The following is a 23,859-nucleotide window of genomic DNA, read 5'->3' as shown; positions in this document are numbered from 1 at the left end:
CGCCCCTCGTGCTCCATGCCCCGCCTCAGACAGGAACGATCTCTTCCTCCAGGCAGCCGATCACCCGCCGGTCGGCGAATTCGACCAGGTAGATGGGCGTGCCGCTGTCCACATGGGTCCCGACCTGCACGATCTCCCCCATCGTCCCGGACGCTGCCAGCAGGGCGTCGGCCGGCATGTCGGGATAGCTGCCGTCGTTGATCAGGTCGATGACGGCACGCATGCGCTGTCCCCACTGGTACAGGGGTTGCCGGGGCTCGATCATGGCCGGCCCCCGGCGGCCCGGCCCGGCACCGGCAGGGCGGTGGGCAGGGGCAGGTCGTCCTCGTCGGCCACGGCCCGCACGGCCTCCAGCTCCTTGCGCTTCATGCCCACGCGGTTGCCGCTGCCGAGGAATTCGACGCCGTAGATGTAGAATTGCTGCAGGAAAGTGCCGATGCTGACGACGTAGCCTTCCTCCCCCTTCTTGGCGAGGATGTCGCCGATCTCCTTGCCGGCGTAGGTGCCGTCGTTGCGGACAGTGCGCCGGGATCGCACCTTTTCCCCGTAGGTGAAGGTGGGGGGATCGACGATCTCCACCACGTCGCTGTCACGGACGATGTTGCTCATGACACAACCTCCAATATGGGGGGCTCCAGCATCAGGGGTGTCGTTGACGGCGACAGGCGTGACGCCACCATTTCCCGCACCAGGATGTCCTCATCCCGGGCCAGGTCGGTGACTTGCGCCACGGGCAGGCGGCTGGCGACCTCGAACCGCACCCGCCAGTCGGGGTCGCGCTTCAGGCGGGCCAGCAGGTCGCCCGGCAGGCGCTTGGACACCTCGTACCGCACGTCGGCGTCGGCATCGGCGGCCATGCGGATCAGCCACTCGACAGGCGCGCGGGCGGCGACCATGCGGCGCACCTCCGGCTCCTTGTCCTCGATCATGCGGGCCAGCAGGCCGGGACCGACGCGGCGCGCCACCATCAGGCGCACGTAGTAATCGGGGTCGCGGACCATGGGGATCAGGTCGGCTTCGTCCAGCAGGGCGGCGACGCGGATGCGCACCTCGCGGTGGGGGTCGTCGCGCAGGCGCAGGGCATAGCGCCGGGGCAGGCGTCGCACCGCGTTCCAACGCACCGCCTCCTCCGGATCGTCCAGCATGGGCGGCAGCAGGAAGATGTCGGCGTGCTTGGCCGCGATCGCCCGCACCTCGAAATGGGGATGGCGCACATGGGTGTCCGCCAGGGTGGGATTCCAGGTGAAGAAGCGGTCGATGCGGCGGGCGTAGCGGTCGTTGACGCAGGCGTGCTTCAGCCGGCACCGGCCGGCCGCCAGCAGGGCGGCATAACCGCAGGCATCGCAGGAAATGGCATTGCCCCGCCAGTCCACGGCCTCGTCGATGTCAGTCATGGTCGTCCTCTCCCATGCGCTGGATGACGTTCAGCAGCACCTGGGCGCCGACCTTGTCGCTGGGGTCCAGTTCCAGCAGCTTGAGGACGGCCGCCAGTCCCTCGTCCAGACCGCCCATGCGCATGTGCAGGTAGGCGTAGCCCTTGAGGGTGAACAGGAAGAAGCGGGGCAGCGGCGCGTCGAAGCGGCCGAACTCCGCGTCCGTGGCCACCACCTGGCGCCAATCGGCCGGCAGCTTGTTGTCCTGCGCCGCCTTGGCCAGGCAAAGGCGGGCGATATCCAGCGCGTCCTTCAGACGGCCCTTGTAGAAATAGAAGCGATACAGGGCGATCAGGACGGCCGGATGCCAGGGTGCCGCCAGGCGCGCCAGACGCAGATGGCGTTCCGCCACCTCTTCCAGATGATAGGCCTGGGCGGCGGCCGACAGGTTGTGGTGCACATCCGGCGGCAGGCCGCCGCCCAACACGGCGGCGGACAGCCATTCGTCCTCGGGGATGGGCGGCAGCCCGCTTCCCCCGGATGGCGTCGCAGCTGTCGTTTGCCCTGCCCGCATGGCCCCGTTCCCTCCCATCCGGCTCCCGCCTATTGCAGCCGCACGATGGGCGTGGGCGCCGTGGCGCAGGAGGTGGCGGCCTTGGGGTCGCGGAACACCAGGCCGCTCTGCGCAGTGCCGTCCGCGAAGTCGATGGTGACGCCGGCCAGCAGCAGGCGGCTTTCCGTGGGCAGGAACAGGCGCAGGCCGTAGCACTCCACCACCGCGTCGCCAGGCTCGGGCGCCGCGCGGACGCTCATGTCGGCCGACAGGCCGGAACAGCCACCGGGGCTCAGGACCAGGCGGAACCCGGCCTCGGGCCCGCCATCGGCCCGCAGCATGAAACGGATGAAACGCTCGGCCGCCGGGGTGATCGTGAAGGTCATCGCCATCCCCCTCAGCCGGCCGCCTGATAGCGGGGATAGGCGGTGTCGATGACGCAGGTGTTGTCCACCGGGCAGACGGCGACACACTGCGGCACATCGAAATACCCGATGCATTCCGTGCACTTCTTCGGATTGATGACGAAGGTGCCGCCCTTTTCCGAAATCGCCACGTTCGGGCACTCCGCCTCGCAGGCGGAGCAGCTGGTGCATTGCGAGGCGATGATCTTGTAGGCCATGCTTCGTATTCTCCTTTGGGTGGATGGGTCCGGGGCCGGATGCGGCCCACCCCGGCCCAGATGGAACGCGCGTCAGGCGGCGACGATCAGGGCGCCCTGGCGGATGGCGGCATCGCCGCGCGGGGTGTGGACCAGCTCACCGGCCGCGACCTTCCCCAGGTAGCCCTTGAACCAGGCGATGGCGGATTTCTCGATGAACTCATGGGCGTACTGGTCCACGGGCTCGATGCCCGCCGCCAGCAGGTCCGCCTTGGGACAGCCGCCGATCTTGGCGACGAAGACGGCGTGACAGTCGTTGATGGCGCGGATGACGGTCTGCAGGCTGTCCTCATCGCCAAAGCCACCCTGGCAATAGAGGTCGACGCGCCGGTGGCCCACGAACTTGGCCCCGGCGGTGGACAGCTCGTACACCTGGAATTCCTTGGCGTGGCCGAAATGCTCGTTGATCAGGCCCGAGCCCTTGGTCGCCACCGCCACCAGCAGGGTGATGTCGCTTTGCGCCCCGGCCAGCGTGGCCAGTTCCTCCTGCTTGGCGGCCACCTTGGCCACCCGCTCCTCCTCCACCCGCGCCTGGTAGGCCTGGCGACCCTCCAGGTCGTAGTCGACCTCCATCTCCATGATCTTTTCGGTGGTGAATTCGGCGCTGCGGTCCTCGCCCAGCAGGCCGACGGCGTCGGCCCGGCACTGGCGGCAGTGCCGCATCATGTTCATCTCGCCCTCGCAGTCATCCTGCAGGGCCTTCAGTTCTTGGGCGGTGGGGCCGCGCTGGCCCGTCAGGCCGAAGACGGTGCCGTGCTCGGGCGCGGAGATCAGGGGCATGATGTTGTGCAGGAAGGCGCCGCGCGACTTCACCGCCCGGTTCACCTCCACCAGGTGCCGATCGTTGACGCCCGGGATCATGACGGAGTTGACCTTGCACAGGATCCCGCGCTCGGTCAGCATCTCCAGCCCGCGCAGCTGGCGCTCGGTCAGCAGCCGCGCCGCCTCCACGCCCGTGTAGCGCTTGTGGTTCCAATAGACCCAGGGATAGATTTTCGCCCCCACCTCCGGATCCACCATGTTGATGGTGATGGTGACGTGGTCGACGTTGTAGCGCGCGATGGTGTCGACATGGTCGGGCAGCGCCAGGCCGTTGGTGGACAGGCACAGCTTGATGTCCGGCGCGGTCTGGGAGATCAGCTCGAAGGTCTTGAACGTCTTGGCCGGATTGGCCAGCGGGTCGCCCGGCCCGGCGATGCCCAGCACGGTCATCTGCGGGATGGTGGAGGCGACGGCCAGCACCTTCCTGGCCGCCTGCTCCGGCGTCAGCCGCTCGCTCACCACGCCGGGGCGGGATTCGTTGGCGCAGTCGTACTTGCGATTGCAGTAGTTGCACTGGATGTTGCAGGCGGGCGCTACGGCGACGTGCATGCGGGCGTAATGGTGATGCGCCTCCTCGCTGTAGCAGGGGTGGTTCTTCACCTTCTCCCAAATCTCGGTCGGCAGGTCGCCCTGGCCGGCGGCGGAACCGCAGCTGGCCTTGCCGCTGCCCCCTTGGGTGCCACACCCCTTGTGTTCGGCCACCTGCTGCATCACCGCGTCGATGGTGACCAGACGGCCGGCGGCCCCGTCCTGCGTTGTGGATGCGTGCATGTCCGTTCCTCACTGTTGGGCCCGGCGCGCGGGCGCGGCGATTTCAATGGGAAAGCTTGCTTGACATTTCCTGGCCGGGCCCGCCTGAACCCACGCCGTATTTCAGCAAAGGCCGTGCCACGTCTTTGAATCCCGAAGAACGGCGGGAACCCTCAGTTCAAGCCCTCACGTCCGCTGTGCGGTTATCGACAAACCGCGCCGAAGCCGGACACCGGCGTCCGTTACGCAACAGCCCCGCACAGGATTTCGACAGCCCGCGGCAACGGCACGGCAACGGGCGTCAGGCCCTGCGCGGCGAAGAACTTGACCTCATTGCGGGTGAGCGTCGCCGGCTCCACCACCACGTAGCGCCGGTCACCCGATCGTTTGGAAACCTGGCGGGCGTAGGTGCGCAGCAGCTGGTCGTGGAAGCGGCAGCCCACGAACAGGAAACCCCGGCCATGCCGCCGTTCCTTCACGATGTCGGGAATGGGCGTCTGGATGTCGATTTCCGTCAGCACCTCGACATAATCGGCGTCGGTGATCAGGAAATTGCGCACCGGGTCCACGCCGCCGTGCGGCTTGTACAGCACGGTTTCCCAGGCCCCGGCGGCGTCGCGCGTGGTCTCTTGCCCGCCGGCGTCATAGAAGCGGTACCAGCGATCCTCGCCGATGCCGGCGCGGGTGATGCCCTGCACCTCCCCCCAATTGGCCGGGGAGGCCGCCAGGGCGGCGCGCATGGCGCCGTCGTACCAGGTGTCGACGATCAGGGGCACGCCCCAGGCCGCCAGGTGGCGATGCAGGGCCGTGGGCGCCACCGGCGGCCGGAACGCCTCCGCCATCAGGGTGGAGACGGTGGAGCGGTGGCGCGTACTTTCGATGTGCTGGGCCGCCGCCCAGGCGTTGCCCTTGGCGCGGCGGGGCAGCGCCACCTTGGCGGCGAAGAAATCGGCCAGCGCCTCATGCGTGGTTGGGGCCGCCACCGGGGCCAGGCAGGCCAGCGCCGGCCCCAGATAGGGGACCAGTCCACCGGCGCGCAACTGCGCGGCCAGGTCGGCCAGCAGGCGCTCGGCCTCAAGGCCATCGGGCATGACGGAAGCGGTGGTCGCCAAGGCTGTCATCTTACTCCTCCTCCCCCCGCTTGCGGGCGTTGACCGTCACCGGCAGGCGCGTGTCGGCCGCCATCTCCGGCAGGTCCAGGACCCAGCCGTTGGCGATGCGGATCCAGCCCCCCCACAGATCCTCCCGCTCCGCCTCCACCACCGGCTCTTCCAGATCCTTCTTCGGCACATAGACGGAAAGGCCGATCTCGGGTGAGCGGCGGATCATCACTTTCATCGGGGCCGGTCCTTTCCATTGGGAAGCCATCCCCAGTTCAGCAAGGGCCGTGCCACGGCGGAAGGTGCTGAAACCGGCGCTTTCCCACGCGCCGTCGCGTTGGGAACCCGACAAGGCCTGTCGTATCCCTTACCGTCCGTGCGCGCTTTCCCCAAGGAAACGGCCCCTGGCTGGGTCCCCCGGCATGGCATGCGTGGTGCAAGGCCCCCTTGACCTGGCAGCCACGCCGGAAACACGTTCCCCAGACAGGAGGTCCCCCATGCCCGACAGCGTCGCCTATACCGACAACCTGCTGAACCTGGCCGCCGTGATCTATCAGCCGGAAGACGACGTGGACACCCTGCTGGCCGACTTCGCGCTGGGTCTGCGCGACCGTGGCCGCCGGGTGGGCGGCATCGTCCAGCGCAACCGCAAGGGCGACTGCGGACCGGTGAAGCTGATGGAGGTGATGGACCTGAGCACCGGCCGTGTCATCCCCATCTGCCAGAACCTGGGCCCCGGTTCCGTAGCCTGCCGCCTGGACACGGGTGGGCTGGCGGACGCGGCCCTGGCGGTGGCCCAGGCCGTGGCCGACCGGGTCGAACTGGTCCTGGTCAACAAGTTCGGCAAGACGGAAGCCGAGGGTCGCGGCCTGAGGGGGGAGATCGCGGCCGCCATCGACGCCGGGCTGCCCGTGCTGACCGCCGTGCCCTGGCGTTTCTACGACGCGTGGACGGCCTTCACCGGCGGCTATGGCACCACCCTGGTGTGCAATACGGGCGTGATCACCACCTGGTGGGAGGACTGGGCCCGCCGGGCCGACTGGCGGCAGGCCAATTGACGGGGGAAAGTTGCCGCGGGCGCACCGCGCACTAATGGTGGAGGGGCCGGTGCCCGGCACCGGCCCCCACAGCGCCTATTCCTTGCCGATGATCACGTCGGACGACTTGATGATGGCGGAGACGGTGTCACCCACCTTCAGGCCCAGATCGTCCACCGACTCATTGGTGATCGATGAGGTAATGACGCTGCCGGCGGCGATCTCGATCTTCACATGGGCGGTGGTCACCCCCTTGGTGACGGCCACGACCTTACCGGCGATGACGTTGCGGGCACTCAGCTTCATTCCTGTCTCATCCTCAAGTCTGCGGTCCACGGGTACTTCCATTGGGACCACGCGCACCCGCTCTTGGCCTTGGCGGGAATTCAGAACTTCTTCACCGGGATGTTGTGCTTGATCAGGGCGTAGCCCACCTGGCGCGGCGTCAGGTTCAGCAACCTTGCGGCTTTGGCCTGCACCCATCCCGCCGTCTCCATCGCCTGGATCAGGCGGTCCCGTTCCGACAAGCCATCGCCCTGCGCCGCGGCACAGGTTCCCGCCTGCGGGCAGGTGGCCGGAGGGCCATCCCCATCCCCCAACGCCACAGCCGGCTCGACCGGCACCGGCTGGCGGAGTGGCAGGGGCGTAGGCGCCGTTGGCCGCGACATGATCTTGAAGGCGCTGCCCGGACCGATGGCCCCCTTCCACAGGGTGGAGGACAGGCACTCGTCATGCCGGCAGGCGAAGTCGTCCGCGATGATGCCTGGGTCCCGCGACAGGGTGGCCGTCCGGCGCACGCAGTTCTCAAGCTCCCGCACGTTGCCGGGAAAGTAGCAGCTTTCCAGGACGGCGTAAGCCGACGCGGTCAGGCTCTTGCGGGTGCCGTGCTCCTCGTTGAAGCGCTTCAGGAACTCGCAGGCCAGCAGGGTGATGTCTTCCCTGCGGTCGCGCACCGCCGGCAGGAAGATGGAAACCACGTTGATGCGGTAATAGAGGTCGGCACGAAATTCGCCCCGCGCCACCGCCTCCTCCAGGTTCTTGTTGGTGGCGGCAACCAGCCGCACATCCACCTTCAGGGTGTTCGTTCCGCCGACGCGCTCGAATTCCCCCTCCTGCAGCACGCGCAGCAGCTTGGCCTGGAAGGATGCCGAAATCTCCCCGATCTCATCCAGGAACAGGGTGCCGCGATGCGCCAGTTCGAACCGGCCCTTGCGCTGGCTCAGCGCGCCGGTGAACGCCCCCTTCTCATGGCCGAACAGCTCGGATTCCAGCATGCTTTCGGGCAGGGCGGCGCAGTTCAGCTTCACGAACGGGCCGGTCCGCCGGGGCGACAGATCGTGCGTCGCCCGCGCGAACAGTTCCTTGCCGGTGCCGGATTCCCCGCGCAGCAGCACGGTGGAATGGCTGCGCGCCACGATCTTGATCTTGTCGATGACCGACCGGATGGCCGGGCTGTTGCCGACGATGCCCTGGGGCCTGACCTCGCGTTCCGGCCGCGCGGTTTCGATCAGTTCCTTTTCCAGGCGGCGCTGCGCGCTCATCAACCGGTCGCGATCCCGGCCGATCAGGTCGTGCAGGCGCACCGTCTGGCCCACCAGGTTGGCGATCATGACCAGGAAGCGCACATCCTCATCCAGGCGGAAGGTCGCCTTGCCCTCCCAGGTGCGGTCCAGCGTCAGGGTCCCGATGACCCGGTCCCTTTCCTTGATGGGGACGCCGATGAAGGACACGCGCGAGCCGGCACCCCATTCCACGGCCGACCAATCATCGAACAGGGGATTGTCGGCCACATTCTCCACCACGACCGGCATCTGCGTCGTGACGATCTGGCCGATGGCCCGTTCGGGCAGCCGGTCGAAATGGCTCTTGGCGTTCTTCTCCGTCCAGCCCAGGCCCACCACCACCTGGGGCGAGCCATCATCGCCCAGCAGGGCGATGATGCCGTGGTGCATCTCCAGGAAGCTGGAGAGCAGCGCCAGGACGTTGGACAGCGTCGTTTCCAGGCGGGTGGGCACCGCCAGGATCTTGGAAATCTCATACACCCCGTGCAACGCTATTTCCGCGCGGGAGGAGAATTCACCGGCACGCGACCGATCGGCCGCCGAGGGCGGGCTGGATGTCGCGGACGCATGAGAGGCGGAACCAGTCATAGGCATCGCACGAATCCTTTCGTGTCCCGAGGCCTACCGATGCGGCGGTGCGGCCCCCGCCAACTGCCAGTCCAGTCAAGTACCTGCAAGGAAGCTTCGCAGGTGCAACACGAGACCGCAAGTGAATTCATAATATTCAATCAGCAAAATATTATGTTCATTCAGCAAACTATTCTTTGAGATCCATTTGATTCATAAGGCCGTTATAGTCACCTGTATATCGCGCGGCTTGGCGAAGAAGGGGGCCGAGGTAACCAGCGTGTCGGCACCCGCCTTCGCATATGCACCCGCGTTCTGGGCAGTGACGCCACCGGCTGCGGCGACCACTGGCCGGCCGTCCACGCGTCGGGGCAACCGGCGCACCAGCCGGTGCACCGCCTCGGGCGGAAACTTTTCCAGTTGGATGACATCGACGTGCGCGGCGGCGGCGGCCAGGGCATCCTCCTCGCTGGTCACCTCCACCATGACCGCGCGCTCCGGCGCCGTCCGCTTCAGCCGGGCGATCGCCGCCGCCAAGTCATGCGGCGGATCGAAAAAGACCCGATGTTCCGGGAACAGCAGGATGGTGTCGGAAAGTCCCAGGCGGTGAATGTCCCCACTCCCCGCCAACACCGCCTTGCATGCCAGCTGGCGCGTGTAGGGAACGGATTTGCGGGTGCACAGCACTGCGATGTCGGGGTTGACCACCCGGGCGGCATCGACGATGGCGCGGGTCTCGCTGGCCACGCCCGACGCCCATTCCATCAAGGTCTGCGCCACCTTCCAGCCGGCGTGCAGGGCGGCGGCGGAACCGGTGGCCTCCAGAAGCACGGCATCCCCGCCATAACGGCATCCGGCGGGTGCCCTGGCGGTCACCGCGGCGCCCAGCCGGACCAGCAGGCGGGCGGCCTCGTCCACGCCGGACAGCACCATGTCCGCACGGGCCTGGAAGCGCATGCGGCCCGGCCGGCCAGCGATGCCCAAGGCACGGGTGGTCAGGTCGCCGAAGCGCACATCCTCTTCCAGCAGCCGTTCTATGGCCCCATCCGGGAGGTGAAGCGGGTCACCGATGCCCGCGTCGATGGCCATCAGCCGAACTTGAACAGGACGCCGAAGCCGCCGCGGGGATAGTTCCATTCCACCTCCCCGGTCTTGGCGGTCAGCACACGGCAGGTGCCGCATTCCACGCAGCCGTCCACCACCGCCTCGACCTGGCCCTTGTCGTTCTGGCTGTAACAGCCGGCGGGACACAGGTGGGTCAGCGCCATCAGCGCCTTGGAGGGTTCGGTGTGGGGCTTGATCTTGATATGCGGGCGTCCGGCATCCACCAGGTAACGGTTCTGGAACAGCCGCTCCTCCACCTTCACGAGCGGTGCGCCAGGGGCGCCCGCCCCCCCCTCAGTCGTGTTCATCATCGCCATGACCTCGCCAGTTTGAGGGCGTCCCCGATCAGGCCGGGCAGGGTCCGGCCGCTGCGGAACGATTGGAAGATCTGCTTTTCCTTGGCGCGCTTGTCGACGCCGTCCACCCGGAACCAGGTCTGGGCGGCGGCGCTCAGCAGCTTGGGATAGACCCCGAAGATGTGCTTGTTGCGGTGCAGGAAATCCGGAATGCGCCGGTACTTCCTCAGGTCCTTCATGACGAAGGTTTCCTCCAGCCGGCGCTGGTATTCGGCCAGGTTGGCCTTGGTCGCCATCTCCCGCCGCCGCTTCAGCCACACCACCGTCTCGCCGGCAACACGACCGGTGGTCATGGCCAGGTTGGAGCCTTCGCGGTGGACGGCGTTCACGAACTGCCCGGCGTCGCCCACCACGATCCAGCCGTCTCCGAACAGCTCCGGCATGGCGTTGTAGCCGCCCTCCGGGATCAGATGGGCTGCATACTCCTTGCATTCCGAGCCTTCCAGCAGGGGACGAACACTGGGGTGGCGCTTGAAGGCCTCCAGCAGGCCATAGGGCGTGCGGCCGCTTTCCGCGAAGTCCGAGACGATGCAGCCGATGCCGATCGAGATGGATTCCTGGTTGGTGTAGATGAAGCCGGTACCGGTCATCCCGTCGGTGATGGTGCCCATGGCCTCGATCACCACACCCTCGTTGCCCGCCAGGTTGAAGCGGCTTTCGATCACCTCGCGCGGCAGGAAATGCATTTCCTTGACCGCCAGCGCCACCGTGTCCGGCTTCAGTTCAGGCCGCAAGCCGGAGCGCTGGCCCACCAGGCCGTTCACCCCTTCGCCCAGGATGACGACATCGGCGAAGGCGGTGCCGCCGTCACGGTCGGTGCGCACACCGATCACCCGGCCCTGCGGATCGCGCAGCAGTTCCGTCACCGTCGTCTCGCACAGCAGGACCGCGCCGGCCTCCCGCACCTTGCCGCTGAACCACCTGTCGAACTGGGCGCGGATGATGGTGTAGCGGTTGGGCTTTTCCTCATTGAAGTCGTCGGAACGGTAATGCATGCCGACATAGGACGTGTCGTCCATGGTCCACAGCCGCTGCTCGATCACATGGCGTTCCAGCGGCGCGTCCTCGCGGAAATCCGGGATGATCTTTTCCAGCGCGTCGGCGTAGAGGATGGCGCCCTGCACGTTCTTGGACCCCGGGTATTCCCCCCGTTCCAGCTGCAGGACCTTCAGCCCTTCCTTGGCCATGGTATAGGCGGCGGCGTTGCCCGAGGGGCCTGCCCCCACGACGATGGCGTCGAACTTGTCCCTGATCATGACGGGGCCCTCCTTCAGCCGGCAAGGCGGTTGACGGACAAGTGCGCCTGGAAGGCCCGGGTCAGGGCCGGCAGCAGCTCAATCGCGTCGGCGACCACGCCCAGGTGGGCGAAGTCGAAGATGGGGGCGTTGGGGTCGGTGTTGATGGCGACGATGGTGTCCGCCCCCTCCACCCCCACGCGGTGCTGGATGGCGCCGGAGATGCCGGCGGCGATGTACAGCTTGGGCCGGATGGTCTTGCCCGTCTGGCCGATCTGGCGATCGGCGGTGATCCAGCCCTTCTGCACCAGGGGGCGCGACCCGCCATAGTCGCCGCCCAGCACCTCCGCCAGCGCGCGGACCAGCTGGAAATTCTCCGCCGAGCGCAGGCCCAGGCCGCCGGCCACCACGATGTCGGCATAGGCCAGCTGCGCCTTGTCGCTTTCCCGGTCGGCGATGAAGCGCAGCACCTTGGTGACCACGTCCTCTTCCGCAAGGTCCAGCGGATGTTCGACGATGCGACCCCAGCGCCCCGGTTCCCGCGCCGGCATGGCCATGACGCGCGGGCGCACGGTGGCCATCTGCGGCCGGTAGTTCAGGGTCAGGATGGTGCACAGCAGGGACCCGCCGAAGGTCGGCCGCGTCGCCGCCAAAGACCCCTCGTCATCGATGGCCAGTTCGGTGCAGTCGGCCGTCAGCCCGGTTTGCAGCGTGGTCGCCACCGATCCCGCCAGGTCGCGCCCCAGGTTGGTGGCGCCCAGCAGCAGGATTTCCGGCTGGTGGGTGTTGACCAGGTCGGTCATGGCCCGGGTGTAGGTCTCATTGCGATAGTGCGCCAGGATGGGCGCCGTCACGGTGTAGACCAGGTCGGCGCCATGCTCGAACGCGGCCGCTGCCGTCTGGGCCGCCGTCAGGCTGTCGCCCGCCAGCACCACGCCCGCCAGATCGACGCCGCGCTTGTCTGCCAGCTTGCGTCCCTCTCCCAGCAGTTCCAGCGACACCGGGTGGACGACGCCGTGTTCGCACTCGACCACCACCCAGACGTGGCGGTAAGCCTTGAACCGCTCCGGCAGTTCGCGCTTGGTGCCGGCACGGCCGGCGGCGGGAGGCTTGGGGGCGGTGGGGGCGGCGTCGCTCATCGTCTTCTACTCCCTCGGGGATGTCACTGGCCGGCGGCGAACCGCAGCAGATCGTCTTCCAGCGGTGGCTGGGTCCGGAAAATCGCGGCGATGACGTCGACCGCCAGTTCGTCGGCGGACCGGTCGGCGGTCGGCACCTGGCGAACCTTTTCCGCCCGACCCTGGGGCGCGAACACCTTCTTCACGATGGTGGGCGATCCCTTCAGGCCGCAGCGCGCCAGTTCGGTGATGCCGGCATCGGCGGCACTCCACCGCACGATTTGGGCCCGGGCCGCGCGGTAGGCGTCATCCAGGCTGCCCCGGCGGATCTCGTTCACGCCTTCCAGCATGGTGATCAGCACAGGCAGGCGGGTTTGCAGCACCTGCAGGCCCCCTTCCGCCCGCCGCTCCACCGTGATGGTGCCGGCGGCGGGATCCAGGTCGGCGATGCGGGCAACGTAGGTCAGCTGGTTCAGGCCCAGACGCTTGGCGATGCCCGGCCCCACCTGGGCCGTGTCGCCATCGATGGTCTGCTTGCCGGTGAAGACGATGGGCGGCTCCCCGAACTCCTGACTGATCTTGCCCAGGGCGGCGGCCAGGGCGAAACTGGTGGCCAGGGTGTCCGAGCCCGCGAAGGCCCGGTCAGTCAGCAACACGGCACGGTCGGCGCCGAAGGTCAGCGCCTTGCGCAGCGACTCCTCCGCCATGGGCGGCCCCATGGTCAGCACCGTCACCTCGCCCCCCAACCGGTCGCGCAGGCGCAAGGCCTCCTCCAGCGCGAACAAATCATAGGGGTTGATGATGGTGGGCACGCCCTGGCGCATGATGGTGTTGGTCACGGGATGGACCCGGATCTGCGCGCTGTCAGGGACCTGCTTCATGCAGACGACGATGTGCATTTCCCTATTCCTTTCCCTCACCCGATCCGGCGGTCACAGCCCATGATTGGCAAGGGGCATGCCAATTGAGGACGTCCCGCTAAGCCGTTGAATTGCCTTCATTCCGTATTCCACCCGTACGCGACGCTTTGTCGGATAGCCGACAGGCCCTGTCGGCTCTCGGCCTCACGGCCCCTTGGCGCCGTCCAACGCCGCCAGCGGCACGAAGGGCTTGGGCGCCGGCTGCTTGGGCGCCACCGCGTCGCGGTGCACCTTGAACAGCCGTTCCGCGATGGGGGTGGAGGCGACGAAATCCTGGTAGGCCTGTTCCAGGTGGCCACGGCAGAGCGTCCGGATTTCGCCCTCATCCAGGCCGGCGAACGCGCCCTCCACCTCACTGCCGCGCAGGTACTGGCCCATGCGGCGCAGGATGTGCAGGCGCGCGACGCGGACCACCGCCGCATCGAACGGCACCTCCAGGAACACGAAGAAATCCTCGGCCGACGACAGCCGCGACAGCTCATCCAACACGCCCATGATCCCTGCCCTTCGCTTCGGGTTCGTACAAAAGCGCCGCCAGCCGGCCCTGCGTATGGGCCAGGCGCGCCTCAAGAAAGGCGATGCGGTCCAACATCAGGGTCAGCGCATCCCCCACCGGATCGGGGATCAGGTGGTGGTCCAGGTCGATACGGCCGGCCGTGCCCCGCCGGGCGCGGGGGTCGCGCACCACCCGGCCGGGAATGCCCACCACCGTCATTCCCGGCGGCACGTCCTCCACCACCACGGAATTGGCGCCGATGCGGGCGCCGGTCCCCACGCTGATGGGCCCCAGCACCTTGGCACCGGCGCCGATCAGCACGCCGGACCCCACGGTGGGATGGCGCTTGCCGGGCGACCAGCTGGTCCCGCCCAGGGTGACACCGTGATACAGGGTCACGTCGTCCCCGATCTCGGCTGTTTCCCCAATCACCACGCCGGCGCCGTGGTCGATGAAGAAGCGCCGGCCGATGCGGGCACCGGGGTGGATGTCGACATTGGTCACCAGCCGCGCGAACCAGGACAGCAACCGGGCGGGAAAGCGCAGGCCGCGCCGCCACAGCCGGTGGGCGATGCGGTGGTGGATGACGGCGTGCAGCCCCGGATAGGTCAGCACGATTTCCATCGTGTGCCGGGCCGCCGGGTCGCGCGCCTTCACGCAGGCGATGTCCTCACCCACCAGCCCCCACAGTCCGCGTTCCCGTGCCATGGCCGCCCCTATCCCGCCGGTCCGTCACCCTGGTCAGTCGCCAGCGGCCTCGTAGAACTTCAGCAGCTCGCCCTCATTGATGGGGCGCTTCCAGGCGACGGCGCAGTTGCGCACCTCATCCAGCACGCGGCGCGCGCGGCCCTCATCGGGGGACAAGCCCAGCGATTTCAGGGCATTGTTGATGGCGGCCATGCCGGAATGCTTGCCCAGCACGATGGAGCGCACGCGGCCGAACCAGGCGGGGTGGATGGCCTCATAGGTTTCGGGGTCACGCAGCAGGCCGGATACGTGGATGCCGGACTCGTGGGCGAAGACGGCCGAACCGACGATGGACTTGGCCACCGGGATGGGCCGGCCGGCGGCCGCGGCCACCAGTTCGGCCAGGCCCGTCAACTGGGTCAGGTCCACACCCGTCCGTCGTTGGGCGATGGGCCCCAAGGCCGCCACCACCTCCTCCAGCGCCGCGTTGCCCGCCCGCTCACCCAGGCCCAGGACGCAGACGCTGGCATGGGTGGCGCCACCGCGCACCGCCGCTAGGGTGTTGGCGGTGGCCAGGCCCAGATCGTCGTGGCCGTGGAATTCCAGTTCCAAATCCGTCTCCGCGCAGAGCTGGCGGAAGATCTCATGGGTGCGGAAGGGATCCAGGATGCCCACGGTGTCGGCGAAGCGGAAACGGTGGGCGCCCGCCTCCTCCACCGCGGCGACGACGCGCAGCAGGAAGTCCATCTCCGCCCGGCTGGAATCCTCGCCGCCGACCGCCACGGCCAGGCCCCGGTCCCGCGCGTAGGACACCACGCGGCGGATGCGGGGGATGATGTCCTGGCGGCTGATCTGCAACTTCACCCTGATCTGCCGGTCGGATACCGGCACGGACAGGTTCACGCGCGTCAGGCCGGTGCGCAGGGCGGCGTCCACATCCGCCTCCGTCATGCGGCACCAGGCGATGGCCGCCGACTGGTGGAGGGAGGCGCCGATCTCGGCCATGGCCTCGATCTCCTCGGCGCCCATGGCGGGGATGCCGGCCTCGATCTCATCCACGCCGGCGGCCTCCAGCTTGCGGGCGATGGCCACCTTTTCCGCCGTGGTGAAGGCGACGCCGGGCGCCTGTTCACCATCGCGCAACGTGCTGTCATTTATGACGATGGGCGGTGCCTTGAGCATGCTGCGTCTCCTTGAGCGAAGGGTCAGGCGAAGGTGGGGGCACGGTCCCGCCAGAGGGGTGAGCTGGACCGCAGGCGGCCGACGATGTCGGGCAGGACATCGAGGACCCGGTCGATGTCGGCGACGGCCGTGTCACGGGAAAGTGAGAAGCGCACGGCGCCCCGGATGGCGCCGGCCGGCACGCGCATGGCGCGCAGCACATGCGACGGCTCCATCCCGCCGGAGGCGCACGCCGAGCCGGAGGACACGGCAATGCCCGCCCGGTCCAGCAGCAGCAGCAGGGCGTCGGCATCGACATACTCGAAGGCGATGCAGGCGGTGTTGGCCAGGCGGTTGCCCCGGTCGCCCAGAACGTGGGCCTGACCGATTTGCGCCAGCACGCCTTGCTCCAGCCGGTCGCGCAGACGGCCGATCCAGCCGCGTTCCGTTTCCAGATAGCGCGCCGCCAGGTCGGCCGCGGCGCCTAAGCCAACGATACCGGGTACGTTTTCCGTTCCGCCGCGCCGGCCCCGTTCCTGCCGGCCGCCGCGCAGCAGCGGACGGAAGGCGGTGCCCTTGCGCAGATACAGCGCGCCGATACCCTTGGGACCGTGCAGCTTGTGTCCCGACAGCGACAGCATGTCGATGTCCGTATCCCGCAGGCCCAGGGGCACCCGGCCTACGGCCTGGACGGCGTCGGTGTGGAACAGGGCCCCGGCGGCATGGGCCTGGCGCGCCAGCGCCGCCACCGGAAACAGGGTCCCCGTCTCGTTATTCGCCCACATGACGGAGACCAGGGCCGTGCGCGGCCCCAGCGCCCGCTCAAAATCGTCCATGTCCAGGCGGCCGTCGCCATCCACCCCCACCGTGTGCACCTTGACGCCGCGCGTCTTTTCCAGGTGCGCCGCCAGCGCCAGGATGGCGGGGTGTTCCACCGCCGTGGTCACGATCTCATCCCGGCCAGGCTGGCTTTCCAGGGCCGACAGGATGGCCGTGTTGTTGGCCTCCGTCCCACCGGAGGTGAAGACCACCTCATGATCGTGGGCGGCGCCCAGCAGGGCCTGCACCTGGCGCCGCGCCAGCCGGACGCCGTCCGCCGCCGCCGCGCCGACGGCGTGGGCGGAGGACGGGTTGCCGAACCGCTCCGTGAACCAAGGCAACATGGCGGCCACCACGCTGGCGTCGGTGGCGGTCGTCGCATTGTTGTCGAGGTAGACGGGGCGCATGAGATGGTTCCCACTGCCGGATCAGTGCGGGCCCGGCGCCCGGCCCAGGACCGGGACCAGGCGGACGAAGGTCCCCAGGCGCTCCACCACCCGCGCCTGGATGCCCTCCAGCGTGGCGCTGCTGAGGCGGCACATGACACAAGCCCCGGTCAGCCGGACGCGCACGATGTCGCCATCCACGTCCAGCAGCTCACAATCCCCGCCGTCCCGTTGCAGGCCGGGGCGGATTTCGGCGATGGCGGCGCGGATGACCTGGACGCGGCGGTCTTCCGTGCCGTCCGGCACCGCCCGGTCAACCGTCTGTTCTTCAAGCGTGGGGATCAGCATGGCCGGCCCCCTCAACCGAAGGACTTGCCGCAGCCGCAGGCGGACCTGGCGTTGGGGTTGTCGAAGGTGAAGCCCGAGCCTTCCAGCGCCACGACGAAGTCGATGGTGGTGCCGTCCAGCAGCTCATGACTCTTGGTATCGACGAAGACCTTGACGCCGTCCTGGTCGATGACGGTGTCCTCCGGCCCCGCCTCGCCGGCCAGGCCCATCATGTATTTGTAGCCGGCGCATCCGCCGGCATCGACGCTGATGCGTAGCCCGCCCGTGGGGCTGGCGGCGCCGGCGATGGCGCTGCGGACGGCGTTCAGGGCGCTGGGGGTCAAGTTGATCATGGGGCACCTGCAAGGGTTGGTGACCTGTGATCCTCCGCAAGGGGCATGCCACGGCAGAGTTCATTGGAAAATATGGGTTTTCCCGCCGAACCCTGTTGCCTTCGCACCCCCGATGTCGGGTTTGCGACAGGGGTGTTTGCTGCAATCGGCGGGGCGGGACACGCCAAAATCCCGCAAATCCAAGGCCGGCGGCCCGGTTGCCCCAACCGGCAAAGCCTTTGCAAAGGGGGGGGACGCTTGAGGCCCCGCCCCCGCGGGCCCGCCCCCGTACAGGAGCCGCACCCGATGACGACCACCGCGACGACGATCGAGAAAACCGCCCTGGCCCGCCTGGCCCAGGAAGACCGCCTGATGAACGCCGTGCTGAAGGCACCCACGACCAAGCCCGGCCGTTTCGGCTTTCGCGGCGACATCGCCCTGAAGTTCCAGCCGCACATCGCGGATGAGAAGCGCCCGCCGGAGTACAAGCTGGAACAGGTGCTGACCTATGCGCAGGAGGGGGAGGCGACGATCCCCGTGCTGGCGGGTTACGTCCATTCCTTCGCCTATCTCAAGGACGTGTCGGAGGTGCTGTCCGGCCTGCTGCGGTCCGATGGGAAGTACTTCATCTTCTGCAACAACATCGACCTGCTGGCCGGGTACCAGGTCACCCTGGACGGCATCACCTTCGTCGTCCTGCCCTGCGATGAATCCACCGTGTGGAAGGAGATGATGGACCTGATGGGCGTCGACAAGAACGACATCAAGAAGCTGGACACCGCCGGCAAGCTGGACGTGCTGCTGGATATCGCCCGGCGCTTCGACCGAAGCTATCCGGCCATAAGCTATGAGGATGGCGTGGCACAGATGCTGCCGGTGAAAAACCGTAACGAGAACCGGCCGGTCTGATACAGGGCGGGGGCGCTACGGCGCCTCTTCCACCAGGGTGACGCCGGTGACGCAGATGTCCCCATCCTCGACGGACAGCATCACCGGCTCAAGCCCGGCGCCCTGGCATGGGCCGTCCACGCACAGGCCCGTGCCCAGGTCGAACAGGGCGCCGTGCTTACCGCACATCAGCCGCGTGCCGTCCGGGTCCAGGAACTGGTTGCGTTCCCAGTCCAGGTGCACGCCGTTGTGCGGGCAGCGGTTGACGTAGCCCACCACCTGCCGCCCCCAGCGCACGACGATGATGGCCCAGGGCCGGTGCGTCCCATCGCCATCGACGCGCAACAGCTGAAAGCCCCTGGCCTTGCGGCTGGGGATGTCGTCCACGCGGCACAGGACATAAGTCTCTGACATGGGCGGTATCTTTAATGGACGGGCGGCGGCCGGCCGGAGCGGAGGTGGGCCATCATGGCCTCGCCATCCTCCGCCCCAAAGCAATGGTCGAAGTCATCGCACTCGGTACAGACGGGGGCGGTGCACAGGGTGAAGCCCTCCGCCCGGCAGATCATGCGGAACAGGAACTTCTTCCATTTCATGTCCTGGCTGTTGCGGCGGGCGAGGCCGCCGAAGTGGCGCTGCATCAACGACGACAGCTCGCCCCGGTTGCGCAGGCCCAGATCCTGCCAAAGGTGGTTGGGTCGGCTGCACCGTCGGGCGATCATGGTCGCCAGGTCGCGCTGCAGCGGGGTGCCGCCGTCGGCATACATCCACAGCAGGTCACGCACCGCCTGCTCATCCTCCTCCAACGCGGCGGGGCCGTCCGCCAGCGCAGCCATGCCGGCCCAGGCGTCCGGGAACAGGCGCAGGGCCAGGTCCTCAAGGGCGATGCCATCCAGGCCGGCACAGAGCGGCAAAGACCCCCGCCCGGTCGCCGCCTCGGCCCAGGCCAGCGACAGGATGGCGGCGGCGACGTGCAGATCGAAGGGATCGGCCTTCCCCCCGGCCCGGTCCATCAGCCAGCGATAACAGGCGTCGGCGCTGCGCATCGGTTCCCCCCTCCTCAGGCGGCATCTGCGGCCAGGGGCGCATGGGTCTGGCAGTTGGCGGGGCAGACCCGGGCGCAAGCGCGGCAGCCGACGCAGGCACCCGCATCGTCCATGACCATCACCTTCTTCTCGATCTCATCATCGTCGTCATCATTGCCGAGATCGACCAGGTCACCCTCCTCGGTCAGGCCCTTCAGGACCATGACCCCACGGCCGCAGACCTTGAAGCAGCGGCCGCAGCCGATGCAGCGCTTGGCATCGATGGCGATCAGGAAATCCGGCTGCCAGGACCGGCCGTCGCGGGTGAGAGAGGACATAGGGGCGAACTCCTTCTAGGGCGCGACGGACAGCTGCGCGGCGGTGGCCCCGGCGGTTTCCAGCGTCTTCAGGTCGGCGCGCTTGCGCTCCAGCGCCGCGAAGGCGTCGTGGGCGCGCTGAGCCACCTCCAGGATGGAGGTCCAGTTGACGGGCAGTTCCTCCGACAGGTCATGCAGGTCCATCTTGGCCTGCATCGCCCGGGCCGATTGCTTCTTGATCTCGCTCTTCAGGGCCTCGACATCGCTCATGGCAATTCCCCCATCCGCTCAATAACGGGCGACGTCGGGAAAGCGCCCGATCATGTCCACGCCCGCCTGGACGTACTTGCCCCCCTCCTCCGCCAGCTTGGCCAGGGTGTCGAAGCCGAAGCGGTGGACATCGCGCAGTTGCTTGTTCACCACCACCAGCCGGCCGCCGATCAGCACCATGCGGCCGAAACCCTCATGGCTCATCTTCAGCATGGGGGACACCATGACGCCCGTCGCCTGCTCGATGCTGAGCGCCACGGCGTTGAAGAACAGCTCCAGCCGCCAGATGGTCTCCGGATCCGGGTCGCCCAGGATGGGCAGCTGCCGCCGCTTCTCCTTGTCGACGATATAGGGTTCCAGCAAATCCAGGTCGGCCTTGCCCTCCCAGGTGCCGTGGGTGTCCTGGGCGCGCCAGATCACGATCAGCTGGCGGATGAAGGGGCTTTGCGCCGCCACCGTTTCGGGCGGCAGGTCCAGAACGTCGGACATGGGTTTCAATCCTCGAAATCCAGGGTGCGGGGGGCCCCCTTGGCCATGGCCTTGCGCAGCCAGGGCGGCGGCGTGCCGTTCAGCACGGCGCGCAGGCGCTCCAGCAGATCCTCGATGGGTTCCGGCTGGGTGACCTTCATGGGGTGGATGTTGCTGGCGACGACGCGGGCGGCGCCGGACCCGCCGATGGCGGCGACATAGAGGATGGCGCAGTCCTTGATCGCCTCGATCTTGGGCGCCAGCTTGTCCTCGTTGCCGTCCTCCTGCAAATCACCGGCGAACTCCACCGCTTGCAGCAGGCGGTAGCCGTCGGGATCCAGTTCGTAGATGGCGATGTTGCGGGCCCAGCCGAAATGGGCGTCGACCCGCTTCATGTCCTGCGTGGCGAAAGCGACCTTCATGCGGCTTCCCCTTTCGATTGAGCGCCGTCCCCATCCACCACCCGCCAGGTGTCGGGGGTGGCCTCGTGATGCTGTTCGGTGTCGGCCATCACCAGGTTGCTGAGGGCGAAGATCAAATCCCGCGCCCCGCGGTAGCCGACGGAAACCAGGTGCCCGGCCCCCAGCCGGTCGAACAGGGGCAGGCCCATGCGGAAGAACGGGATGCCCAGGCGGGCCGCCGCCTGGCGCCCATGGGAATGGGTGATCAGCAGGTCGCACCCCCGCTCCCGCGCCCGCCGTTCCAGATCCTCCAGGTCGCCGATCAGCACCTCGTCCGTCTCCACCCCGGCCAGGACGGGCGAATGGGTGGTGGTGACGGCGGCAGTGATGTGGGCGCCCATGGCGTGCAGCATGCCGCCGACATGGGCCAGCAGGTCGGGTTCCGCCCCGATGGCCACCTTGCGGCCGCCAATGTGGAAGTGTCCGTCCAGCATGGCGTCCACCAGCTGTCCGCGCTGCCGCCGATATTTGACGGGCACCGGCCGGCCGCTGATCTCCGACAGGAACATGATGAAGGCGTCGGTCGTCTCCAGACCGCACAGGCGCGGGAACAGGCGGAAGGGCACGCCCGTCCTGTCCCGCAAGGCTTCCGCCGCCGGGCGCATCTGCTCACCAATGGCGATGGCCCAGGACGAGGCGCCCAGGCCCGCCACCTCATCCACGCCGATGCCGCCGATGGTGGTGGGGGTGAAGTCTTCCGGAATGTGGCCGTCCAGCGACCCCGCCAGGTCGGGCAGGAAGCTGGGCTTCAGCCCGAAATCCTCCAGGATGGTGCGCAGCTCATCCAAATCACCCGGCGTCATGTGGCAGCCGGGCAGTATGGTGACCCTGGCCGGGTCGCGCACGGCGCCGGCCGGAGGGGCTGCCACCAGTTCCTGCACCATGCGGGTCACGGCCTTGCCCCACCCATCCTGGAACGCGTCCTTGAAATCGGGGGTGGAGACGTAGACCAGCGGCAGGTCCGCGACCTCCGCATGGCGTTCCCGCACCAGGCGGATGTAACCCTCCACATCGTCGCCCTTGGTCTCGGTGACGCCGGTGGAACAGATGCCGATGATCTCCGGCTTGGTGCGTTTGTGGATGTTCAGGATGGCCTGTTCGACGTTGTCGTAACCGCCCAGCACGGTGGCGACCTCGCTCATCGCCGTCGTCTGCAAGGGGATGGCCTCCTTGAAGTGGCGAACGAACAGCACCAGCCCGAAGGAGGTGCAGCCCTGCGACCCGTGCAGCAGGGGCATGGCGCTGCGCAGTCCCATGAAGGCCAGGGCGGCGCCGATGGGCTGGCTCATCTTCAGCGGGTTGACCGTACAGGCCTTCTTGACGTGGGTGACCGTCGCCATGGCCCCTACTCCGCCGCCAGGGCCGGCAGGGCGGCCAGCACGTCTTCCACCCGGCTGGCGCAGGCGCCACAGCCGGTGCCCGCCGCGGTGTGCCGGCGCACATCGTCAAGCGATGTCAGCCCATGGGCGCGGACCGCGTCCTCGATGGTGCCGAGATCCACCCCCTTGCAGGTGCAGACGGCACCAGCCCGCCGGGCCTGTTCGACCTTCTCCGGATCGGCGGCCTCCGCCGCCAGCTGGGCGTCGGCGCGGGCCTGCCAGGTATTGGCCGGGTCGTCCCAGGGGGCCGGGCGCCGCACCTGCTCCCACACCGGGTTGAACAGGGTGCGTGCGATCTGTTCCATCAGCGTCACCATGCCGACATAGCCCATGTAGGCGTGGTGGCGTTCCTGGTTGATGTCCAGCCAGGGCATGGCGGCCTTCAGCGCCACGAACTGCGACCGGCCGCCCGACAGCATGATGTCCGCCTTGGCGTCCTTCAGCAGGCGGTACATCTCGCGCGGGGTCATGTCCTCGATCATGTGGGCGTCCTGACCCAGCAGTTCCTTGATGCGCTCCTTGTCCTCCTTGGTGGATTTCTTGACGCTGGTGCCCACCAGCTCCAGCCCCGCCTCCTGCAGGGCCGCGACCACGGACCAGGACTTCACCCCGCCGGTGATCAGCAGCACCTTCTTGCCGGCGAAGCGCGGCTTGAGCGGCGCGATGGCGGCCCAGGCCCGCGCCTCCTCCCGCGCGATCAGCGCTTCCGTCCGGTCCAGCAGGTCGGACGGCGCCCCCCGGTCGACCAGCAGCCGGGCGATCTGGCGCAAGCTGTCGCTGGTGTCGCCGATGCCGTAGAACGACCCTTCGAAGAAGGGGATGCCGTAGCGTTCCTCCATCTTGCGGGCCACGTTGATCATGGCCTTGGAGCACACCATCATGGCCGCGCGGGCGCGGTGGGAATAGGCCACCTCGCGATAGCGCCCATCGCCGGAGATGCAGGACAGGATGCGGATGCCCAGCTCATCCAGCAGGGGCTTCACCTGCCACAGCTCGCCCGACAGATTGTATTCACCGATGATGTTGATGTCGTAGGGCGTCGTCTCGTCCGGTTCCTCGGTGCCGATGACGTGGTCCAGCAGGGCCTCGCCCGCCAGCTTGTTGCCCAGGTTCTTGGGTCCGACGAAGCCCGGGGAATTGACGGGGATGACCGGCTTGCCGAACTTCTCCCGCGCCGCCTTGCACACGGCGTTGATGTCGTCGCCGGTCATGGCCGGGATACAGGTCTGGTAGACGAAGACCGCCGGCGGGTCATACTTCTCGATGATCTCGCGGATGGCCTTGAACAGGCGCTTCTCCCCGCCGAAGACGATGTCCGTCTCATTGATGTCGGTGGTGAAGCCGGTGCGCCACAGGGTCGGGCCGGAGGATTTGGCGCCCCGGTTGTCCCAGGAATTGCCCTCGCAGGCGATGGGGCCGTGGACCAGGTGGGCCACGTCGGTCAGCGGCTGCAGGGCGATCTTGGCGCCGTCGAAGGCGCACCCACCAGCCGCCCCACCCGGCTGCAACTGCTTGGTGCAGCCCTTCTTGCGATCAGCCGCCGACTTGGTGGCGTTCTTGGCGCAACCGGGCTCGTTGAAGACGTCCTGGATAGTGGCCGACAGCGTACTCATTTCCGTGTTCCTCACCTGAACGGGTCAAGAAGCGCCGCGCCGCCAGCCCCGATGGGAAACCCCAGGGGGGCA

32 protein-coding genes are annotated in these 23,859 nt (G+C 67.9%); 2 read left to right on the top strand and 30 right to left on the bottom strand.

The genetic code is table 11. The annotated features are described in order from the left end of the window. Positions 1-25 precede the first annotated feature (25 nt). From FBZ88_RS03300 to nifT, 9 genes are all read right to left on the bottom strand, one after another. Complete coding sequence (locus FBZ88_RS03300) at positions 26-265, bottom strand: nitrogen fixation protein NifZ (RefSeq protein WP_145615424.1); 240 nt, start codon at positions 263-265, stop codon at positions 26-28. Beyond that, positions 262-609 (bottom strand): nitrogen fixation protein NifZ, encoded by a 348-nt coding sequence (locus tag FBZ88_RS03295; RefSeq protein WP_088871211.1) that lies wholly within the window; start codon positions 607-609, stop codon positions 262-264. Before FBZ88_RS03295 ends, FBZ88_RS03300 begins: the two co-directional genes overlap by 4 nt. After that, positions 606-1,394: a 4Fe4S-binding leucine-rich repeat protein gene (locus tag FBZ88_RS03290; RefSeq protein WP_145615423.1), complete on the bottom strand. Its 789-nt coding sequence runs from the start codon at positions 1,392-1,394 to the stop codon at positions 606-608. Before FBZ88_RS03290 ends, FBZ88_RS03295 begins: the two co-directional genes overlap by 4 nt. Then, positions 1,387-1,947, bottom strand: a complete 561-nt coding sequence (locus FBZ88_RS03285) for a hypothetical protein (RefSeq protein WP_211102494.1) — start codon at positions 1,945-1,947, stop codon at positions 1,387-1,389. Before FBZ88_RS03285 ends, FBZ88_RS03290 begins: the two co-directional genes overlap by 8 nt. Before the next feature lie 29 nt (positions 1,948-1,976). Beyond that, positions 1,977-2,312 (bottom strand): HesB/IscA family protein, encoded by a 336-nt coding sequence (locus FBZ88_RS03280; RefSeq protein ID WP_088871209.1) that lies wholly within the window; start codon positions 2,310-2,312, stop codon positions 1,977-1,979. Positions 2,313-2,323: 11 nt separating this feature from the next. Continuing rightward, on the bottom strand, positions 2,324-2,548 hold the full coding sequence (locus FBZ88_RS03275) for a 4Fe-4S dicluster domain-containing protein (RefSeq protein WP_145615422.1): 225 nt from the start codon (positions 2,546-2,548) through the stop codon (positions 2,324-2,326). A gap of 72 nt (positions 2,549-2,620) precedes the next feature. Further along, positions 2,621-4,120: a nitrogenase cofactor biosynthesis protein NifB gene (nifB, locus tag FBZ88_RS03270; RefSeq protein WP_246138508.1), complete on the bottom strand. Its 1,500-nt coding sequence runs from the start codon at positions 4,118-4,120 to the stop codon at positions 2,621-2,623. A gap of 281 nt (positions 4,121-4,401) precedes the next feature. Further along, on the bottom strand, positions 4,402-5,280 hold the full coding sequence (locus tag FBZ88_RS03265) for an SIR2 family NAD-dependent protein deacylase (RefSeq protein WP_145615420.1): 879 nt from the start codon (positions 5,278-5,280) through the stop codon (positions 4,402-4,404). Between the two features lies 1 nt (position 5,281). Further along, positions 5,282-5,497, bottom strand: a complete 216-nt coding sequence (nifT, locus tag FBZ88_RS03260; RefSeq protein WP_040844955.1) for a putative nitrogen fixation protein NifT — start codon at positions 5,495-5,497, stop codon at positions 5,282-5,284. Between the two features lie 259 nt (positions 5,498-5,756). Between nifT and FBZ88_RS03255 the strand changes: the two genes are divergently transcribed. Next, a complete protein-coding gene (locus FBZ88_RS03255) occupies positions 5,757-6,317 on the top strand; it encodes a DUF2478 domain-containing protein (protein ID WP_145615419.1) in 561 nt (186 codons plus the stop codon). Positions 6,318-6,392: 75 nt separating this feature from the next. Here FBZ88_RS03255 and FBZ88_RS03250 read toward each other — a convergent pair whose 3' ends face one another. From FBZ88_RS03250 to FBZ88_RS03190, 13 genes are all read right to left on the bottom strand, one after another. After that, the gene (locus tag FBZ88_RS03250; protein WP_088871206.1) at positions 6,393-6,602 is read right to left on the bottom strand and encodes a TOBE domain-containing protein; all 210 of its coding nucleotides are present in this window, start codon (positions 6,600-6,602) and stop codon (positions 6,393-6,395) included. 80 nt (positions 6,603-6,682) lie between these two features. Further along, complete coding sequence (nifA, locus tag FBZ88_RS03245) at positions 6,683-8,338, bottom strand: nif-specific transcriptional activator NifA (protein ID WP_326486101.1); 1,656 nt, start codon at positions 8,336-8,338, stop codon at positions 6,683-6,685. A gap of 300 nt (positions 8,339-8,638) precedes the next feature. Next, positions 8,639-9,514, bottom strand: a complete 876-nt coding sequence (modD, locus tag FBZ88_RS03240; protein ID WP_145615417.1) for a ModD protein — start codon at positions 9,512-9,514, stop codon at positions 8,639-8,641. Next, positions 9,514-9,840 (bottom strand): ferredoxin family protein, encoded by a 327-nt coding sequence (locus FBZ88_RS03235; protein ID WP_411861191.1) that lies wholly within the window; start codon positions 9,838-9,840, stop codon positions 9,514-9,516. Before FBZ88_RS03235 ends, modD begins: the two co-directional genes overlap by 1 nt. Continuing rightward, the gene (locus FBZ88_RS03230; protein ID WP_004274339.1) at positions 9,837-11,141 is read right to left on the bottom strand and encodes an FAD-dependent oxidoreductase; all 1,305 of its coding nucleotides are present in this window, start codon (positions 11,139-11,141) and stop codon (positions 9,837-9,839) included. Before FBZ88_RS03230 ends, FBZ88_RS03235 begins: the two co-directional genes overlap by 4 nt. 14 nt (positions 11,142-11,155) lie before the next feature. Next, positions 11,156-12,259 carry an electron transfer flavoprotein subunit alpha/FixB family protein gene (locus FBZ88_RS03225; RefSeq protein WP_145615416.1) on the bottom strand — a complete coding sequence of 368 codons (1,104 nt, stop codon included), beginning with the start codon at positions 12,257-12,259 and terminating at the stop codon, positions 11,156-11,158. Between the two features lie 23 nt (positions 12,260-12,282). After that, complete coding sequence (locus FBZ88_RS03220; protein ID WP_145615415.1) at positions 12,283-13,137, bottom strand: electron transfer flavoprotein subunit beta/FixA family protein; 855 nt, start codon at positions 13,135-13,137, stop codon at positions 12,283-12,285. A gap of 165 nt (positions 13,138-13,302) precedes the next feature. Then, positions 13,303-13,653 carry a nitrogenase stabilizing/protective protein NifW gene (nifW, locus tag FBZ88_RS03215; protein ID WP_145615414.1) on the bottom strand — a complete coding sequence of 117 codons (351 nt, stop codon included), beginning with the start codon at positions 13,651-13,653 and terminating at the stop codon, positions 13,303-13,305. After that, entirely contained in the window at positions 13,637-14,362 is a 726-nt protein-coding gene (gene cysE, locus FBZ88_RS03210) for a serine O-acetyltransferase (protein ID WP_145615413.1), read from the bottom strand. The genes nifW and cysE overlap by 17 nt, the downstream gene beginning before the upstream one ends. A gap of 33 nt (positions 14,363-14,395) precedes the next feature. Next, positions 14,396-15,523 (bottom strand): homocitrate synthase, encoded by a 1,128-nt coding sequence (nifV, locus tag FBZ88_RS03205; RefSeq protein ID WP_145615412.1) that lies wholly within the window; start codon positions 15,521-15,523, stop codon positions 14,396-14,398. A 23-nt stretch (positions 15,524-15,546) separates the two neighbouring features. Next, positions 15,547-16,728 (bottom strand): cysteine desulfurase NifS, encoded by a 1,182-nt coding sequence (gene nifS / locus FBZ88_RS03200; protein WP_145615411.1) that lies wholly within the window; start codon positions 16,726-16,728, stop codon positions 15,547-15,549. A 21-nt stretch (positions 16,729-16,749) separates the two neighbouring features. Continuing rightward, on the bottom strand, positions 16,750-17,055 hold the full coding sequence (locus FBZ88_RS03195) for a NifU family protein (protein WP_004274332.1): 306 nt from the start codon (positions 17,053-17,055) through the stop codon (positions 16,750-16,752). Between the two features lie 11 nt (positions 17,056-17,066). After that, positions 17,067-17,387 carry a HesB/IscA family protein gene (locus tag FBZ88_RS03190; protein WP_145615410.1) on the bottom strand — a complete coding sequence of 107 codons (321 nt, stop codon included), beginning with the start codon at positions 17,385-17,387 and terminating at the stop codon, positions 17,067-17,069. A gap of 285 nt (positions 17,388-17,672) precedes the next feature. Between FBZ88_RS03190 and FBZ88_RS03185 the strand changes: the two genes are divergently transcribed. Then, positions 17,673-18,275: a hypothetical protein gene (locus FBZ88_RS03185; RefSeq protein ID WP_145615409.1), complete on the top strand. Its 603-nt coding sequence runs from the start codon at positions 17,673-17,675 to the stop codon at positions 18,273-18,275. Between the two features lie 15 nt (positions 18,276-18,290). Here FBZ88_RS03185 and FBZ88_RS03180 read toward each other — a convergent pair whose 3' ends face one another. Genes FBZ88_RS03180 through nifE form a run of 8 tightly spaced genes read right to left on the bottom strand, consistent with a single transcriptional unit; the run spans position 18,291 to position 23,787 of the window. Then, positions 18,291-18,668: a Rieske (2Fe-2S) protein gene (locus FBZ88_RS03180; RefSeq protein ID WP_145615408.1), complete on the bottom strand. Its 378-nt coding sequence runs from the start codon at positions 18,666-18,668 to the stop codon at positions 18,291-18,293. Positions 18,669-18,679: 11 nt separating this feature from the next. After that, the gene (locus FBZ88_RS03175) at positions 18,680-19,300 is read right to left on the bottom strand and encodes a nitrogen fixation protein NifQ (RefSeq protein ID WP_145615407.1); all 621 of its coding nucleotides are present in this window, start codon (positions 19,298-19,300) and stop codon (positions 18,680-18,682) included. 14 nt (positions 19,301-19,314) lie between these two features. Next, a complete protein-coding gene (gene fdxB, locus FBZ88_RS03170; RefSeq protein ID WP_004274327.1) occupies positions 19,315-19,617 on the bottom strand; it encodes a ferredoxin III, nif-specific in 303 nt (100 codons plus the stop codon). A gap of 15 nt (positions 19,618-19,632) precedes the next feature. Beyond that, positions 19,633-19,866: a CCE_0567 family metalloprotein gene (locus FBZ88_RS03165; RefSeq protein WP_145615406.1), complete on the bottom strand. Its 234-nt coding sequence runs from the start codon at positions 19,864-19,866 to the stop codon at positions 19,633-19,635. A gap of 18 nt (positions 19,867-19,884) precedes the next feature. Further along, a complete protein-coding gene (locus FBZ88_RS03160; protein WP_088871192.1) occupies positions 19,885-20,355 on the bottom strand; it encodes a NifX-associated nitrogen fixation protein in 471 nt (156 codons plus the stop codon). A 5-nt stretch (positions 20,356-20,360) separates the two neighbouring features. Beyond that, complete coding sequence (nifX, locus tag FBZ88_RS03155; protein ID WP_088871191.1) at positions 20,361-20,756, bottom strand: nitrogen fixation protein NifX; 396 nt, start codon at positions 20,754-20,756, stop codon at positions 20,361-20,363. After that, positions 20,753-22,135 carry a nitrogenase iron-molybdenum cofactor biosynthesis protein NifN gene (nifN, locus tag FBZ88_RS03150; RefSeq protein WP_145615405.1) on the bottom strand — a complete coding sequence of 461 codons (1,383 nt, stop codon included), beginning with the start codon at positions 22,133-22,135 and terminating at the stop codon, positions 20,753-20,755. The genes nifX and nifN overlap by 4 nt, the downstream gene beginning before the upstream one ends. 5 nt (positions 22,136-22,140) lie before the next feature. Beyond that, complete coding sequence (gene nifE / locus FBZ88_RS03145; protein ID WP_145615404.1) at positions 22,141-23,787, bottom strand: nitrogenase iron-molybdenum cofactor biosynthesis protein NifE; 1,647 nt, start codon at positions 23,785-23,787, stop codon at positions 22,141-22,143. Between the last annotated feature and the right edge of the window lie 72 nt (positions 23,788-23,859).

The sequence above is a fragment of the Nitrospirillum bahiense genome (genome assembly GCF_007828025.1).
Classification (GTDB): Bacteria; Pseudomonadota; Alphaproteobacteria; order Azospirillales; family Azospirillaceae; genus Nitrospirillum; species Nitrospirillum amazonense.
The sequence above is the reverse complement of the archived record's forward strand: the minus strand, read 5'-3'. Positions and strand labels throughout refer to the sequence as shown.